The sequence below is a fragment of the Bradyrhizobium sp. SZCCHNS3002 genome (assembly GCF_032377435.1).
Taxonomy (GTDB): Bacteria; Pseudomonadota; Alphaproteobacteria; order Rhizobiales; family Xanthobacteraceae; genus Bradyrhizobium.
The window spans coordinates 216,437-232,198 of record NZ_JAUHHY010000001.1 but is presented as its reverse complement, the minus strand read 5'-3'; the positions used below and the strand labels follow the sequence as shown (position 1 = coordinate 232,198).

The window sequence follows — 15,762 nt, the reverse complement described above, 5'->3', positions numbered from 1 at the left end:
CCTTGCATGTGAGGGCGGCAGGCGTCGCGGCTCACGCCCCGTTGAGGAATTGCAGCGGGTCAACCGGAGACGATCCCTTGCGGATCTCGAAGTGGAGCTGCGGCGATCCGACTTCTCCCGATTGACCCGACTTGGCAATGACCTGGCCGCGCTTGATCGGATCACCGCGCTTCACCATCAGCTCACTCGCATGGGCATATGCGGTGACATAGCCGTTGGAATGCCGCACCAGGACCAGGTTGCCATAGCCCTTCAATTCATTGCCGGCGTAAGCGACGACGCCATCTTCGGCTGCCTTCACCGGGGTGCCCTCGGGCACGGCGATGTTGATGCCGTCGTTGGACTTGCCGTTGGTCTTGGCGCCGTAGCTCGTGATCACCTTGCCGCGCGCCGGCCAGCGGAAGGTCGGCAGCGAGCTGGTGGTTTCGGCCGGCCGCGCCGGCTCCTCCTCCTTCTCGGGCGCCGGATTGGCCTGGGCCAGGCGGGCGCTCTGGACCGGACCTGCCGCCGCAACCCGCGTCGTCGGCGCTGGCGCCGGCACGGTCGCAACCGCCTGGGGAACGGTTGCGACCGGGGCCACCGGCGCGGCTGCCGCTACGGCCCTGCCAGGGACGGTCAGCCTGGTCCCGAGCTTCAGCGGCGATGCCTGATCGATGTTGTTGGCGCGGGCGAGCTCAGCCGCCGTCAGATGATTCTGGCGGGCGATGCTGGCGAGTGTCTCGCCGCGGTTGACGAAGTGGACGGTGGACGGTGCTGCGGCCGCCACCGGCTTCGGCGCGATCATTGGCGCCGCAGCAACGGGCTGGGCCGCGGGCGCAGCCGCCACCGCGCCAGGATGCGGAATGATCAGCTGCTGGCCCGGCGACAACGCGCGCGGCCCCTTGTAGCCGTTGGCAGCCAGGATCTCAGCCGGCGTCACGCGGTAGCGCTTGGCGAGGATGTCGAGCGTATCGCTGGTGCCGACGATGATCTTGGTGCCACTGGCAGGACGCGCGGCCGCGACCGAACGCGGCGGCACGGTGCCGGTGGTCTCGAGCCGCGGCTGAGCCGGCGGAGCATAGGAATGCGCCGGCTGTGCATAGGCCTGGGGTGCGGCGACGGCGGGCGCTGCGACGGGGACCGCAGCGGGTGGCGCATAGGATGCGACGCCGCGCCCACCCGACGACATGCCTCCGGCACCGCCGCCCGTCGGATAGGATTGCGGAGCCCCGACCGCCGGGGGCGGCAGCGCCGCGGACGAATAGGCTGGCGCCGGCGCGGGAGCCGGCGTGTAGGACTGGCTGTATTGCTGGTGCTGCCGGGGCGGCTGCGCCTGCACCGACCCGGTGGAATCGGATGCAAACGGGTTTGAAAACGGATTTTGCGTCTGCGACAGCCGCGTCGACATGTCGGCGCTGCAGCCGGCGACGCCGAATGACATCAGCGCCAACGCCGCAACCTGCGGCAGGCGGCGCGAGCGAAGCAACTCGACAGTGGCGGGCATGGTTACTCACTCGTACGCAACAAACAACGAATTCGAGTAAACACAGCCGCGGTAAATAAGCGCTTAAGCCGCGAATAAAGCGTTGTGCGGCCTGCTGATCCGTCTCTTTAGAGTTCGCGCGCAATTCCCGGAATTGCCGGCACAAATCGCACGTCGACGAGCTCTTTTCGGTCGAAACGATCACCCGTCCGCGTGATCCTGACGAGCGTCTGCACCCCGTGTTGCGGCCCGACCGGCGCGATCAGGATACCGTCCGGCTCCAGCCGGTCGAGCAGGCTCTGGGGAATCTCATCCATCGCCGCCGTTACGATGATGCGGTCGAACTGGCCGCCCCCCGGCGGCAGCGCGTAGCCATCGCCGAGCATGACCTCGACATTGAAGCAGCCGAGCTTCTCCAACCGCTCCCTGGCCTTGTCGGCCAATGTCCGGAAGCGCTCCACCGTCAGGACGTTGGTGACCAGCCTGGACAGAATCGCGGCCTGGTACCCCGACCCCGTCCCGATTTCGAGGACACGATGGGACTTCTGCAGCTTGAGCTGCTCGGTCATGTAGGCGACGACGAAGGGCTGGCTGATGGTCTGTCCACAAGCGATCGCCATCGCGCTGTCGCGATAGGCGTCCGGGCGGTCGGCCGGCAGAACGAACTCCTCCCGCGGCACCTCTTCCATCGCACGCAACACCGCCTGATCGCTGATCCCGCGCCGACGCAGGGTCAGCTGAAACATCATTTTCTCGGGAGGAGCAGCTGGGGGCATCGGGATGTCGGTTGGTGGGCTCCTGCGCAATTTACCTGCCGGGCGAGGGTTGCGCACCGATTTTCCGCGTACCCGTCGCAACCAGGATGCATGGTCCCGACAACGACCGCGTTCCGAACGAGGAACCAAGTCGGATCCGATTCGTTCACCTTACGGGCGATCGTGCCCACGCCGCACGGCCACGAAAGACGACATTGTTGACGTTGCGCCATAAGCCGTTATTTGCGAGCGTCAAATCGGATATGGGCAAGGACTGACATCATGACTGCACCGCGGCCGCCGCGCGGCTCTGTGTTTTTGGTTGAAGACGAAGTCATGATCCGAATGATGGTGGCCGACATGCTGGAAGAGCTCGGCTACACCGTCGCGGCCGAGGCCGGCGAAATCGGCGAAGCGATGCGGCTGGCGGAGAGCACCTATTTCGACGTTGCCATTCTCGACGTCAACGTCAACGGCAAGGTCATCTCGCCGGTGGCCGATCTCATCAAGGCGCGCAACCGGCCCTTCATCTTCGCAACCGGCTACGGCTCGTCGGGGTTGCCGGAAGAATATCGCGACCGGCCGGCCCTGCAGAAGCCGTTCCAGCTCGAGACGCTCGGAAAGGCGATCGATCATGCCCTGCGTGGCGCTGAGCCGCAGGGGTAGAAGGCGCTTCAGCCGAGAATGTCGCTGAGCTTGCCGGAGAACGCCTCGTCCGTGCGATCCAGGCGAAGCGGAGTCACTGACACGTAGTGCGCCGCGAGAGCTGCGAGGTCCGTCCCCTCGTCGGGCAAATCGAGCGAAGCTGCCCGGTCGAAGCCGATCCAGAAATAGGGGTTGCCGCGGCCGTCGCGCCGCTCATCGACCTTCAAGAAGCCGAGATTGCGCTTGCCCTGGCGGGTGACCACGACGCCCCTGACCTCTTCCGGTGCACAGGCGGGGAAGTTGACGTTGATCACTGTATTCCTCGGCACGCCGGCTTCGAGCACCTTGCGCACGATCTGCGGGCCGAATTTGAGCGCGGTGTCCCAGGACGGCTTGTCGCGAGTGGCGATGCTGAATTCCTGCGACAGGGCGAACGACGGCAAGCCGAGAATGGTGCCTTCGAGCGCGCCGGCGATGGTGCCCGAATAGACCACGTCCTCGGCAACGTTGCGGCCCTTGTTGACGCCGGACAGCACCACGTCGGGCAGCTTCGCCCCCAGGATATGCCGGGCCCCCATGATGACGCAGTCGGTCGGCGTGCCGCGCACGGCAAAGTGGCGCGGGCCGACCTCGCGCAGCCGCAACGGATCATTGAGCGAGAGCGAATGCGACACGCCGCTCTGGTCGAGCTCGGGCGCCACGATCCAGACGTCGTCGGACAGGGCCCGTGCGATCTCCTCGATCACCTTGAGACCCGGCGCATGGATCCCGTCGTCATTGGTGCAGAGAATCCGCATGGCCAACCTTCCGTCTCTTCGAAAGCATCGTTCGGGGGTGTCTTATCTGCTGTGCAGCAGCGAGGCAAACCCGAGCGCTCGCCGGCATCACCCGGTCAATGCCGGATCCGCCACTGCGGCAGGAACCTGGCGAGCTGCCCTCGTATGCCCAGCCTCAACGGTAGGCTGGACGTGCCGGATACGCCGGCTGCCTGCTGAGCAGGAGGCGCCGGCACTGCTGAAGGCTCGGTCGGCGGCACTGCTGCAAACCGGGCCCGCGCGACACTCAACGCCTTCTCGAAGTCGACCGGGTTGAACCAGGGCTGATCGCGCAGCGAGTCGTGCAGACCCTCGTCCCAGACCCTCGAGCGATCGACGTCGAACGCTCCCTTCAGGCGCTGATCGACCGCCTGGATGCCGGAGCCGGTGACGGCCCATTGCCGCCCGATCCAGAAAATATCCCGATGCAGGACCATGTTGCCGGTTTCTGAAAAGCAATTGCTGAACAGAACCGGAGGATACGACCCGCCGGCCGCCACGCAATGGCGGCGACCGGGGCGGATGCAATTTGCCGCGGCGCTATGGCTCGGCGGCCACCACCTTGAGGCCGCCCATATAGGGCTGCAGCACGTCGGGGACCGCGATCGAGCCGTCGGCCTGCTGATAGGTCTCCATGACCGCGATCAGCGCACGGCCGACAGCCGTGCCCGAGCCGTTCAACGTGTGCACGAAGCGCGGCTTGCCGTCACTTCCGCGATAGCGTGCATCCATGCGGCGCGCCTGGAAGTCGCCGCACACCGAACAGCTGGAGATCTCGCGGAAGGCGCCGCCATCGCCTTGCCCCGGCATCCAGACCTCGATGTCGTAGGTCTTCTGCGAGGAGAAGCCCATGTCGCCGGTGCACAGCGTGATGACGCGATAGTGCAGATCGAGCCGGCGCAGCACCTCCTCGGCGCAGGCCAGCATGCGCTCATGCTCGTCCTTGCTGGCTTCCGGCGTCGTGATCGAGACCAGCTCGACCTTGGTGAACTGATGCTGACGGATCATGCCGCGGGTGTCGCGGCCGGCCGCGCCTGCCTCGGCGCGGAAGCACGGCGTCAGCGCCGTGAGCCGCATCGGCAGCTCCTTCTCGTCGACGATGGACTCGCGCACGAGGTTGGTCAGGGCAACCTCAGCAGTTGGAATGAGTCCGAGCCGCTCGGTCTTGAGGCGATCATCCGGCTCCGCAATCAGCTCGCCCTTCACGGCCCAGAACTGGTCGTCCTCGAACTTCGGCAATTGTCCCGTGCCGAACATGACGTCGTTACGCACCAGCAGCGGCGGGTTGATCTCGGTGTAGCCGTGCTCGGTCGTGTGCAGGTCGAGCATGAATTGCCCAAGCGCGCGCTCCAGCCGCGCCAGTCCCTTCTTCAGGACGACGAACCGCGCGCCCGACAGTTTTGCGGCCGCCTCGAAGTCCATGCCGAGCGGTGAACCAATGTCGTCATGCGGCTTGGGCGCGAACGCGTAGTTGCGCCTGGCGCCGAACACATGGCGCTCGACATTGTCGTGCTCGTCCTTGCCGTCGGGCACTTCGTCGAGCGGCAGATTCGGAATCGCTGACAGCTCGCGCGCCAGCTCCTGGTCGGCCTGCTTCGCTGCGGCCTCAAGCTCCGGCATCGTGGTCTTGAGCCTCGCGACCTCCTCCATCAACGCGCTCGCACGCGCCTCGTCCTTGGCCTTCTTGGCCTCGCCGATTTCCTTGGAAGCGGCGTTGCGCCGGGCCTGCGCCTGCTCGGACGCCAGGATCGCCGCGCGACGCCGCTCGTCGATGCCCAGCAGTTGCGACGACTGGGGCGACAGACCCCGGCGCGTCAGCGCCGCATCGAAACCTTGCGGGTTGTCACGGATCGATCTGATGTCGTGCATGGTCGTTCGGTCCTGGGAACGAAAGATGTCGGCGAGTCGCCGTGGATCACGGGCCGGCCTGCACTACCGCGAAAGGCGGCGGATGGGAACAGGCAACGCCCGGGATGGAGCCCGGGCTTGCGGGCCTGCCCTAGTCCGCTGGTGTGGTCGGCAAGTTGCCGGAGCCCGACGAAGAGCCCGCCTTGGCCGCAGCCGCCTGCTTCTCGACGATGCCGACCGCGATGATCGCGCCCTCGTAGAGGGCCAGCAGCGGCAATGCCAGCGAGGCCTGGCTGAGCACGTCGGGCGGCGTCAGGACGGCCGCGATGATGAAGGCGATCACGATGAAATAGCGCCGCTTCTCCTTCAGCATCTGCGAGGTGACGATGCCGATCCTCCCAAGCAGGGTCAGGATGACCGGGAGCTGGAATGCGATGCCGAAGGCGAAGATCAGCGACATCATCAGCGACAGATATTCGCCGACCTTTGGCATCAACGCGATTTGCGCCGTCTCGGGGCCGCCGAGCTGCTGCATGCCGAGTGAGAAGCGCACGATCATCGGCCACACCGCAAAATAGACCAGCATGGCGCCGAGCACGAAGAAGACGGGGGTCGCTATCAGGTAAGGGAGGAAAGCATTGCGCTCGTGGCGGTAGAGGCCGGGCGCCACGAACTTGTAGATCTGCGTCGCAATGATCGGAAAGGAGATGAAGCCGGCGCCGAACATCGCCAGCTTGAGCTGCGTGATGAAATATTCGAGCAGCTGGGTGTAGATGAACTTGCTGTTCTCGGCACCTGCCACCCAGACGAACGGCAGCACTAGGATGTTGTAGATCTGCTTGGCGAAGAAGAAGCAGAAGATGAAGGCCACGCCGAAGCCGAGCAGCGCCTTGATCAGCCGCGACCGCAGCTCGATCAGGTGGTCCATCAACGGGGCCTTGCTGGCCTCGATATCTTCGACGGTCATGACGCTTTGGCGTCCTTCAGGCGTTCAGCTTCTGCTGACGCAGACATTTCGGGCTGCGGCTCGGGCTTGATTTCACGTACGATCGCCAGCGGCTCGCCCACCGGTTGATGAGCTTCAGCCTCCACGAAGGTCTCGGCCTGTGGCGGTTCGGGGGTCGTCGGGGTCATCAAAGGAGGCTCGGACGAAGCAGCGGCCGCGTCCGGTGCGGGCGCCGGCTCAGTAGGCTTGTCGATCCCCTCGATATCGAGAGCCTTGTCGACGTCGCGCTGCAACGAGGAGATCACGCCGGTCGGGGTGAAACCGCTGGCGGCCTCACGGACCTCGTCGAAACTCTTCTTGAGGTCGGCCATTTCCGCTTCGCGCATCGCCTCCTGGAACTGGCCCTGGAACTCCGAGGCCATCCGGCGCGCCTTGCCGATCCATTGCCCGACCATGCGCAGGACGCCCGGAAGCTCCTTGGGACCGATCGCGATCAACGCGACGACCCCAATGACGAGCAGCTCACTCCAGCCGATATCGAACATGAAACAATCCGCCTACGCGACGACGCCTCTGATCCCGCCTGCCCGGGCCTGCCTGAACAGGTCCCGGTGCCGTCCCTGCGGGGGCGCGCCGCCCGCGCCTTTCACGCGCAGATCAAACGGCTTTGCTGCCGACATCCGTGCGGGTGGCCGAAGGCGTGGCGCCATGATCGATCGACTTGACGGGCTCGGTCTTCTCCGGCGCCTTGTCGTCGTCCTGCATGCCCTTCTTGAACGCCTTGATGCCCTGCGCGACGTCGCCCATCAGATCGGAAATCTTGCCGCGCCCGAACAACAGCAGGACGACCGCGATCACGACGATCCAGTGCCAAATGCTAAGCGAACCCATCCTGCAACCCTCCAAACACCGGCGCAGCCTTCACCCGACTGCCCGTCGACGCTACCGCCGAAACCGCGTCATATCCATGGACTTGACCGCGACACTTCGCTTCTAGCATTCGATTGCGAAACAGCAACACGAACGCGGCCTAGCACCGGCCGAAAATAGCGCGCGGACAGCCCGATCTGGGCGGAAGGTAGGCGCCAACGCCTCCAAAAACAAGCACTTAAGGTCCGACAATTCGCGGCGGGACCTACGTAATAACGCGAGTGTTAACAGCTCCGACCACTAGTTTTGGTGCGGCGAGCCGTCCTCGTCGGTATCGCGGTCGTGCTCGCCATCGGCTGCGTCGATCTCATGGTCTGCCGCGTCGATCTCGGCCTCTGCTTCTGCCTCGTCCTCCACCTGAGCCTGAGCCTCGGCAGAAGTTTCGACGAGCTCGGTCACGGCCTCGTCCTCCTGCTCGAGCTCGGTCTCCTCGACGGCGAAGTCCACCTCCGTCGTGTCGGTTTCCGCATCGGTGCCGGGCAGTTCCAGATCGCCAACGGCGACCTGCGACGAGGCGTCGTCCTGAACCGCGGTCTCGGCGGTTCCCATCTCGCCCTCGGCAGCCTCGGCCGCCGCCGTCTCGGCTGCGACTGTTTCCATCTCCGCCGTTTCGGCCTCTGCCGCCTCAGCGTCGCCAGGTTCGGCCTCGACCGCCGGCGCAAGCGCCAGATCGAGATCGCCCGGATCCAGCGGCTCCTCGTCCTCCCGGAGCGTCGGATCGTCCGATGGCGTCGGGACGGTGAAGCCGGTCGGCAGACGGGAATCCAGCAGGCCCGTGCCCTTCAGCTCTTCCAGGCCTGGCAGATCGCCCAGGGTCTCCAGGCTGAACTGGGCCAGGAACGCATCGGTGGTGCCGAAGGTCAGCGGACGGCCTGGGGTCTTGCGGCGCCCGCGCGGCTTGATCCAGCCGGTCTCCAGCAGAACGTCCAGCGTTCCCTTGGAGGTGACGACGCCGCGGATCTCTTCGATCTCGGCGCGCGTCACCGGTTGATGATAGGCGACAATGGCCAGCACCTCGATCGCCGCACGCGACAGCTTGCGCGTCTCGGTGCTCTCGCGCGTCATCAGCCAGGCGAGATCGCCGGCGGTGCGGAAGGTCCATTTGTTGGCAACGCGCACGAGATTGACGCCGCGATTGGCGTACTCCGCCTGCAGCTGCGCCAGTGCGGCCTTGATGTCGACACCTTCAGGCATACGCTTGGCGAGCGCGGCCTGCTCGAGCGGCTCGGCCGAGGCAAACAGGAGAGCCTCGAGGATGCGCAACTCTTCGGGGCGCGCCGCGGGCTCGATCGCGATCTCGTCGGGCTCTTCCATGCGCAGTTCCGCCAAGCTTGCCATGGCAGGGTCTCCTTGTTCGTTACTCAACCGTCAAGTCCGGCGCAGCCATGGCGCCGGGCTGGATCGGTGGACGCTTACGAAAATACAGCGGCGCGAACGCCTGCTTCTGGTTCAGCTCGAGCTTGCCTTCGCGGACCAGTTCGAGGACGGCCGCAAAGCTCGATGCGAAGACGGTGGCCTTCTGTGCAGGCTCGACGACGTAGTCCAGCAGGTAGTCGTCGAGACATCCCCAGTCGTCCGACACCTCCGTCATGCCGACGAGCCGTTCGAGCGACGCGCGCGCCTCGGCGAGCGACCAGACGGTGCGCTTGGCCATATGAACGGACGTGACGACGCGCGACTGCCGCTGGATGGCATAGGCCGACAGCAGGTCGAACAGGGTCGCGGTGAATTTGGGACGACGGACCTCCGCGATGGCCTCCGGGTTGCCGCGCGGGAACACGTCACGCTGGAACTGCGGCCGGTTCATCAGGCGATTGGCGGCCTCGCGGATCGCCTCCAGCCGGCGCAGCCGGTTGGCAAGTGCTGTGGCCATCTCCTCGGCGCTCGGACCTTCCTGCGCCGGCGGCTCGGGCAGCAGCAGGCGCGACTTCAGAAAGGCGAGCCAGGCCGCCATCACGAGATAGTCGGCGGCGAGCTCCAGCCGGATCTTGCGGGCGGCCTCGATGAACTGAAGATATTGGTCGGCGAGCGCCAGGATCGAGATCTTGGCGAGGTCGACCTTCTGCTGCCGCGCCAGCGCGAGCAGCAGATCGAGCGGGCCCTCGTAGCCCTCGACGTCGACGACCAACGCCGGCTCGGCCTCGGCCAGCTCCGTCGTGGGACGGCCGGTTTCAAACGACAGAATTTCAGCGGTCATGCGCTCGCGGGTCCCAGCCGGTTGATCAGGGCGTCGAGCTCGCCGCGCGCGGCGTCACGATCGAAGCCCGTGGGCGCCTTGCGCGCCGCAAGTGCACGATCGGCGCGGATCAGGGCTTGGCCGGCCAGCTCCGGCGTCTCGGCGGCCACGGCCTGCATCTCGTCGAGCTTGCCGTTGCAATGCAGAACCATGTCGCAGCCGGCCGCCACGATCGCACGCGTGCGCTCGGCGATCGATCCGGCCAATGCGTTCATGGAAACGTCATCACTCATCAACAAACCCTGGAACCCGATCCGTTTGCGAATCACCCGTTCGATCATTGTCGCAGAAGTCGTGGCCGGATGGGCGGCGTCGATCGCGCTAAACACAACATGTGCAGTCATCGCCATCGGGAGGTCGGCCAGCGGCCGGAAGGCGGCGAAATCGGTTGCATCGAGTTCCGCTTCCGGCGCGTCCACGGTCGGCAGCCGGAAATGGGTGTCGGCGGTGGCCCGGCCATGTCCCGGAATGTGCTTGAGCACCGGCAGCACGCCGCCCCGCTCCAGCCCCTCCGTCACCGCCCGGGCGATCGCCGCCACCTTTTCCGGCGTCGTGCCATAGGCCCGATCCCCGATCACGGCATCGGCGCCAGCGACGGGGACGTCGGCGAGCGGCAGGCAATCCACGGTGATGCCGAGCGCGATCAGGTCATCGGCGATCAGGCGGGCGCTGAGCCAGGCGGCACGGAGGCCTGCGGCCGAATCAAGGTCGTAGAGACGGTCGAACACCACGCCGGCGGGATAGGCCGGCCAATGCGGCGGCCCCAGGCGCTGCACCCGGCCACCCTCTTGGTCGATCAGAACGGGAGCGTCGGCGCGGCCGACGCAGGCCCTTAATTCCTCAACCAGTTCAGTCACTTGGGCGGGTGACTGGACGTTGCGCTTGAACAGGATGAAGCCCCAGGGCCTGAACTCGCGGATGAACGCGCGCTCGGCGTCGCTGAGATCAGGTCCGGAGATGCCGGTAATGAAAGCCCGCATGGTCATGCGGGCCGCATAGACCCCGCCTCGGAGGCGGTCAAGCGAGCCTTAATTGTTGCTAAACGGGAAACACTGTCCGCCGGCAGTTTTCAACGATCCGCACATCTTGTTGGCCTCTTCCTTCGTCGCGAAGGGCCCAACGGCCGCGCGGTACCTGACGCCACCCTTCTCACCCAGATCCATCCGCTTGATGATCGGCTCGTATTTGCCCAGCACGGCGCCGTACTTGTCCTGCACCGCCTTGTACGATGTCATCGCCTCGGCCTCGCTGGCCTGCGACGAGATCGAGACCAGATAACCGCCGGTCCGATCGTTCTGGGTCTGCTCGGTGACCGGCACGGCGGCGGCGATCCGGGCCGGCGCGCTCGCCGGCGCGGCCGGCTGCGGTGTCAGCGGCATCGGGCTGTCGTTGGCGGCCGACGCGTTGGCGTTGGCCGGCGATTTACGGCCCTTCGGCGTCGCCGCCGGTTTGGTTGCAGGCGTCGCAGGCATCGGCGGATCGACCGCGGCGGCCTGATTGCCTCCCGTCACGGACAGCGTCTTGATCGGACGCGGATCACTGTTGGGCAAAATGCCATTGGCATTGGCCATCTGCGACATCGGGGCCGCCCCGGCGCTGACCGGCGGCGGCGCCGCATTCTGGTTCATCTGCGGGAACACCACGCGCGGATTGCCGCCGCGGGTGTTCAGATCCATCGGCGTCTCCTCGCGGGACACCAGCTTCTCGCCGCCGTCATTGCCGAGCAGCCGATCCGGCACCTTCGGCGTCGGATCCTGCTGGGCCATGATCTTGGTCGGACTGTTGTCAGCGCGGATGATCGGCGGCTCGCCGGTCCGGCCGGACGAGATGTAGGTCTTGTAGCCGTAGGCGCCGCCGGTGCCGACCACCGCAAGGGTCAGCACCGCGAGCACGGTGCTCATGCCGCTGCGCCGCCGCGGCCGCTCCTCTTCCTCGCCTTCGTCGTAACCGTCCTGATAGCCGTATTGGCTGTCCTGGAAATCGTTGTCGCCCTGAAACCCCTGCTGTCCCGAGCCCATCTGCCCGAACAGCGCATCGTCATAGCGCGAGGAGTCCGGCTCGTTGTCATCGAAGCCATTGTCGCGGTTGTAGTCGCGATCATTCTCGGCGAACCCGTGGCGCGACTCGCCGACGCTGTAGTCGAGCTTGGACAACTGATCGGCAAACTCCGCGTTCGGATAACCCTGCTGCTGCCGGGGAGCGGGCGCGGGCGCGAAATCCTGATCAGGGAAGCCTGGCTGGCCGCGCGGATCCTGATAGCCCGCCGGAAAGGCCGGCGGTGCGGGCGCCGGCTGCGGCGGCTCGCGGCCCATGTCGGCGAAGGGGTTGGCGGCGGCAGGCTGAGCTCGCTGCATCCAGGCCGGGGCACCGGCCGAAGGCATGCCGGGGACCGGCTGTTCTGGCGCGGGCGCCGCGGGGCGCGCCATCGGCCGCGGCTGAGACTGCGGGGTGGCCCGGCCCGAGGCGGCAAAAGGATCGTTCTGCCCGATCAGGCGAGCGAGTTCGGCGAGCGGATCGGCATCGGCCTGCTGGTTTCCACCACGGCCAAAACCATCAGCGGGAAAGGGTCTGTCCTGGTAACGATCAGCCATCGTGATGAAGCGTCCCTGCGGGTGAGCCGCATATGCGTCCTAAGGCGGACCCTGCCAGATTGAGGCCCCCAACTGAAGTCGTGTGTTTCCCCCAATCAGCGCATTGCATCAGGAGCATTAACGCCCAAGATCGCAAGTCCCGACGCCAGAACCGAGACGACGCCCTGAACCATGGCCAAACGTGCCTTGGTCAATTCTGCATCATCATCGATAATGAAGCGTAAATAGGGCAAATCCCGCCCCCGCGTCCAGAGGGCGTGAAATTCGCTTGCAAGTTCATACAGGTAGAAGGCGATCCGGTGCGGCTCATGCGCCAGAGCCGCGCTCTCCACCGTACGTGGGTACAGTGCCAGGCGTTTCAAGAGGTCGTGTTCGGCCGAGTCGGAGAGTTTTTCGAGGTTGGCCTCGCGGAGGAACGCCAGCCGTGCCCCCTCCTCCTCCGGCAGCTCGGGCACGCTCTCCCGCGCATTGCGGAAGATCGAATGCCCCCGCGCGTGACCGTACTGGACGTAGAACACCGGATTGTCGCGCGACTGCTCGATCACCTTGGCCAGGTCGAAATCGAGCACGGCGTCGTTCTTGCGATAGAGCATCATGAAACGGACCGCATCGCGCCCCACTTCATCAACAACTTCCCGCAAGGTGACGAAGTCGCCGGAGCGCTTCGACATCTTCACCGGCTCGCCATTGCGCAACAGCTTGACGAGCTGCACGACCTTGACGTCGAGCACCGCCTGTCCGGCGGTCACCGCTTTCACCGCGGCCTGCATGCGCTTGATGTAGCCGCCGTGATCGGCGCCGAACACGTCGATCAGGTCGGCGAAGCCGCGCTCGAACTTGTGCCGGTGATTGGCAATGTCGGAGGCGAAATAGGTGTAGCTGCCGTCCGACTTGATCAGGGGACGATCGACGTCATCGCCATAGGCGGTAGCGCGGAACAGCAGTTGCTCGCGATCCTCCCAGTCCTCGGGCGGCGCGCCCTTCGGCGGCGGCAGACGGCCTTCATACACGTCGCCCCGCTCGCGCAGGAACTCGATCGTGTCGGCAACCTTGTTGGTGCTACCTGCGATCAGCGAGCGCTCCGAGAAGAACACGTCATGACGGATGTTGAGCGCGGCGAGATCGTCCTTGATCTCGGCCATCATCATCGTGATCGCCTTGTCGCGTACGATCGGCAGCCATTCGGTTTCAGCGAGCGACTTGAGCTTGTCGCCGTGCTCGGTCGCGAGCGCCTGCCCGACCGGCTTGAGGTAGTCGCCCGGATAGAGCCCATCCGGAATCGCGCCGATATCCTCGCCGAGCGCCTCGCGATAGCGGAGGAAGGCGGAGCGTGCGAGTACGTCGACCTGGGCGCCGGCGTCGTTGATGTAGTACTCGCGCGTGACGTCGCGCCCGGCGAACTGCAGCAGGCTGCATAGCGCATCGCCGAACACGGCGCCGCGGCAGTGCCCGACATGCATCGGCCCGGTCGGATTGGCCGAGACGTACTCGACGTTGACTTTCGGCGCGCCCGGCACCGGCGCGACGCGGCCGTAGGCAGCGCCTTCGCGCAGGATCGTGCCGAGCGCTTGCGCCCAGACGGTCGGCTGCAGGGTCAGGTTGATGAAGCCCGGTCCGGCGACGTCGACCTTGGCGACCAGCTCGTCGGCGCGCAGGCGCTCGGCAATCTGTTCGGCGAGCTCGCGCGGCTTGGCCTTCGCCTCCTTGGCGAGCACCATCGCGGCATTGGTGGCCATGTCGCCATGGCTCGGATCGCGCGGCGGCTCGACCACCACGCGCGAGAAATCGATGCCCTCGGGCCAGCCGCCCTGCTTGGCGATGATGGCGCAGATGGTGTGGACACGCGCGAGCATGTCGGCAAAAAGGTAAGGGGTGGAAGCTTGTTCGACCATGCCGCCGCCTAACGCAAATCCGGAGTCGAGTCAAAAAGCCGGTGGTGCTCGGTTAAGGCGAAACGGTCCGTCATTCCGGCGATAAAATGGCCGATGCGGCGAGCCCGATCGCCCTCGCCGTCGCAACCGTCCAGCCAGCCTGCGGGCAGCGTCGAACCGTCCTCATGGTAGCGGCCATACAGGTCGGCGACGATGCGCTCGGCGTCGCGCATCACCCGCATCACCCGCTCATGGCGGTACATCCGCTGCCAGAGAAACCCCTTGATCGTCGCCTCGTGCTCAGCGACATCGGCCGGAAATGCCACCAGCGGCCCGCTGTGCCGCCTGATGTCGTGCGGCGACATCGGCTGCGCCCGCGTGATCCGGCGCTCGGCTTCGGCCGCTACAGCTGCGATCAGGTAGGAGATCAGCTCGCGCACCAGCTCGGCGCCGCGCCGGATCGGATCGAGCGCCGGATATTGCCGGTCGATCTCGGCGATCATCGCCGCGAGCAGCGGAATCTCCTGGAGGTCATCGACCGTGAACAGGCCGGCCCGCAGCCCGTCGTCGATGTCGTGGGCGTCATAGGCGATGTCGTCCGCGAGCGCGGCGACCTGGGCCTCGAGCGAGGCGTAGCTCCACAGCTCCAGGTCAAACCGGGCATTGAACTCGGCGATTCCCGGCGGGATCGGCGCCTGCAACGGCCCGTTGTGCTTGACGATGCCTTCGAGCGATTCCCAGGTCAGGTTGAGGCCATCGAAATCGGGGTAGCGCTGCTCGAACGAGGTGACGATGCGCAATGTCTGGGCATTGTGGTCGAAGCCACCATGCTCCGCCATGCAGCGGTTCAGCGCGCGCTCGCCGGCGTGGCCGAACGGCGGATGTCCCAGATCATGCGCCAAGGCCAGCGTCTCCGTCAGGTCCTCGTCGAGGCCGAACTGGCGGGCCAGGGCGCGGGCGATCTGGGCGACTTCCAAAGAATGGGTCAGACGGGTGCGGTAATGGTCGCCTTCGTGGAAGACGAACACCTGGGTCTTGTGCTTGAGCCTTCGGAAGGCCGTCGAATGGATCACCCGGTCGCAATCCCTGCGGAACGGGCTGCGGGTTCGGGACGGCGGCTCGGCGAACAGGCGGCCCCGGCTGCGATCGGGATCGCAGGAATAGGGAGCGCGGGGGGCAGCCATTCCGACCGACACGGGCAATTGTTCCTTTTGCGATTTGATTCCTCGGCGGAGCCCACATAACTATGGGGAGTGCCCGGGACCAAATGAATAGGGCATGACGCACGACCCTCGGAGACCTCCTGCCATGACCGATGCCTCGACCGGCCCCGTCACCATCAGCGAACGCGCCGCCCGCCGCATCGGAGAGATCCTCGGCAAGGAGAGCGCCGGCGCGATGTTGCGCATCTCGGTCGAAGGCGGCGGCTGCTCCGGCTTCCAGTACAAGTTCGACATCGACCGCGCCAAGGCCGACGACGACCTCGTGATCGAGCGCGATCACGCCGTGGTGCTGGTCGATCCGGCCTCCGTGCCGTTCCTCGCCGGCTCGGAGGTCGATTTCGTCGACGACCTGATGGGCGCCTCGTTCCGGGTCAATAATCCCAACGCCACCGCCTCCTGCGGCTGCGGCACCAGTTTCTCGGTCTAGCGCCCCCTCATTA

At 65.9% G+C, this 15,762-nt stretch carries 16 protein-coding genes; 2 read left to right on the top strand and 14 right to left on the bottom strand.

Features of this window, described 5'->3' with window-relative positions:
- Positions 1 to 31: 31 nt before the first annotated feature.
- Positions 32 to 1,483: a LysM peptidoglycan-binding domain-containing M23 family metallopeptidase gene (locus QW845_RS01075; RefSeq protein ID WP_315799825.1), complete on the bottom strand. Its 1,452-nt coding sequence runs from the start codon at positions 1,481 to 1,483 to the stop codon at positions 32 to 34.
- A 107-nt stretch (positions 1,484 to 1,590) separates the two neighbouring features.
- Positions 1,591 to 2,238, bottom strand: coding sequence for a protein-L-isoaspartate(D-aspartate) O-methyltransferase (locus QW845_RS01070; protein ID WP_315800417.1), 648 nt, complete (start codon positions 2,236 to 2,238; stop codon positions 1,591 to 1,593).
- Positions 2,239 to 2,499: 261 nt separating this feature from the next.
- Here QW845_RS01070 and QW845_RS01065 point away from each other — a divergent pair, with 261 nt between their 5' ends.
- Positions 2,500 to 2,883: a response regulator gene (locus QW845_RS01065; protein WP_315799824.1), complete on the top strand. Its 384-nt coding sequence runs from the start codon at positions 2,500 to 2,502 to the stop codon at positions 2,881 to 2,883.
- A gap of 8 nt (positions 2,884 to 2,891) precedes the next feature.
- Here QW845_RS01065 and surE read toward each other — a convergent pair whose 3' ends face one another.
- From surE to QW845_RS01005, 12 genes are all read right to left on the bottom strand, one after another.
- Positions 2,892 to 3,659, bottom strand: a complete 768-nt coding sequence (gene surE, locus QW845_RS01060; RefSeq protein ID WP_315799823.1) for a 5'/3'-nucleotidase SurE — start codon at positions 3,657 to 3,659, stop codon at positions 2,892 to 2,894.
- A gap of 95 nt (positions 3,660 to 3,754) precedes the next feature.
- Positions 3,755 to 4,114, bottom strand: a complete 360-nt coding sequence (locus tag QW845_RS01055) for a hypothetical protein (protein WP_315799822.1) — start codon at positions 4,112 to 4,114, stop codon at positions 3,755 to 3,757.
- Between the two features lie 103 nt (positions 4,115 to 4,217).
- A complete protein-coding gene (gene serS, locus QW845_RS01050; protein ID WP_315799821.1) occupies positions 4,218 to 5,546 on the bottom strand; it encodes a serine--tRNA ligase in 1,329 nt (442 codons plus the stop codon).
- Positions 5,547 to 5,676: 130 nt separating this feature from the next.
- Entirely contained in the window at positions 5,677 to 6,492 is an 816-nt protein-coding gene (gene tatC / locus QW845_RS01045) for a twin-arginine translocase subunit TatC (protein ID WP_315799820.1), read from the bottom strand.
- Positions 6,489 to 7,016, bottom strand: a complete 528-nt coding sequence (tatB, locus tag QW845_RS01040) for a Sec-independent protein translocase protein TatB (RefSeq protein WP_315799819.1) — start codon at positions 7,014 to 7,016, stop codon at positions 6,489 to 6,491. Before tatB ends, tatC begins: the two co-directional genes overlap by 4 nt.
- 112 nt (positions 7,017 to 7,128) lie before the next feature.
- Positions 7,129 to 7,362 (bottom strand): twin-arginine translocase TatA/TatE family subunit, encoded by a 234-nt coding sequence (locus QW845_RS01035; RefSeq protein ID WP_006614346.1) that lies wholly within the window; start codon positions 7,360 to 7,362, stop codon positions 7,129 to 7,131.
- A gap of 279 nt (positions 7,363 to 7,641) precedes the next feature.
- The gene (gene scpB / locus QW845_RS01030; RefSeq protein ID WP_315799818.1) at positions 7,642 to 8,739 is read right to left on the bottom strand and encodes an SMC-Scp complex subunit ScpB; all 1,098 of its coding nucleotides are present in this window, start codon (positions 8,737 to 8,739) and stop codon (positions 7,642 to 7,644) included.
- Positions 8,740 to 8,758: 19 nt separating this feature from the next.
- Positions 8,759 to 9,598 carry a ScpA family protein gene (locus QW845_RS01025; RefSeq protein WP_315751001.1) on the bottom strand — a complete coding sequence of 280 codons (840 nt, stop codon included), beginning with the start codon at positions 9,596 to 9,598 and terminating at the stop codon, positions 8,759 to 8,761.
- Complete coding sequence (nagZ, locus tag QW845_RS01020) at positions 9,595 to 10,623, bottom strand: beta-N-acetylhexosaminidase (protein WP_315799817.1); 1,029 nt, start codon at positions 10,621 to 10,623, stop codon at positions 9,595 to 9,597. The genes QW845_RS01025 and nagZ overlap by 4 nt, the downstream gene beginning before the upstream one ends.
- Before the next feature lie 42 nt (positions 10,624 to 10,665).
- Complete coding sequence (locus QW845_RS01015) at positions 10,666 to 12,228, bottom strand: SPOR domain-containing protein (protein ID WP_315799816.1); 1,563 nt, start codon at positions 12,226 to 12,228, stop codon at positions 10,666 to 10,668.
- A gap of 95 nt (positions 12,229 to 12,323) precedes the next feature.
- A complete protein-coding gene (argS, locus tag QW845_RS01010; protein ID WP_315799815.1) occupies positions 12,324 to 14,120 on the bottom strand; it encodes an arginine--tRNA ligase in 1,797 nt (598 codons plus the stop codon).
- Positions 14,121 to 14,128: 8 nt separating this feature from the next.
- Positions 14,129 to 15,295 carry a deoxyguanosinetriphosphate triphosphohydrolase gene (locus QW845_RS01005; RefSeq protein ID WP_315799814.1) on the bottom strand — a complete coding sequence of 389 codons (1,167 nt, stop codon included), beginning with the start codon at positions 15,293 to 15,295 and terminating at the stop codon, positions 14,129 to 14,131.
- Positions 15,296 to 15,407: 112 nt separating this feature from the next.
- On the opposite strand from QW845_RS01005, the gene erpA reads away from it, so the two are divergent.
- A complete protein-coding gene (gene erpA, locus QW845_RS01000; RefSeq protein WP_315799813.1) occupies positions 15,408 to 15,749 on the top strand; it encodes an iron-sulfur cluster insertion protein ErpA in 342 nt (113 codons plus the stop codon).
- Positions 15,750 to 15,762 lie beyond the last annotated feature (13 nt).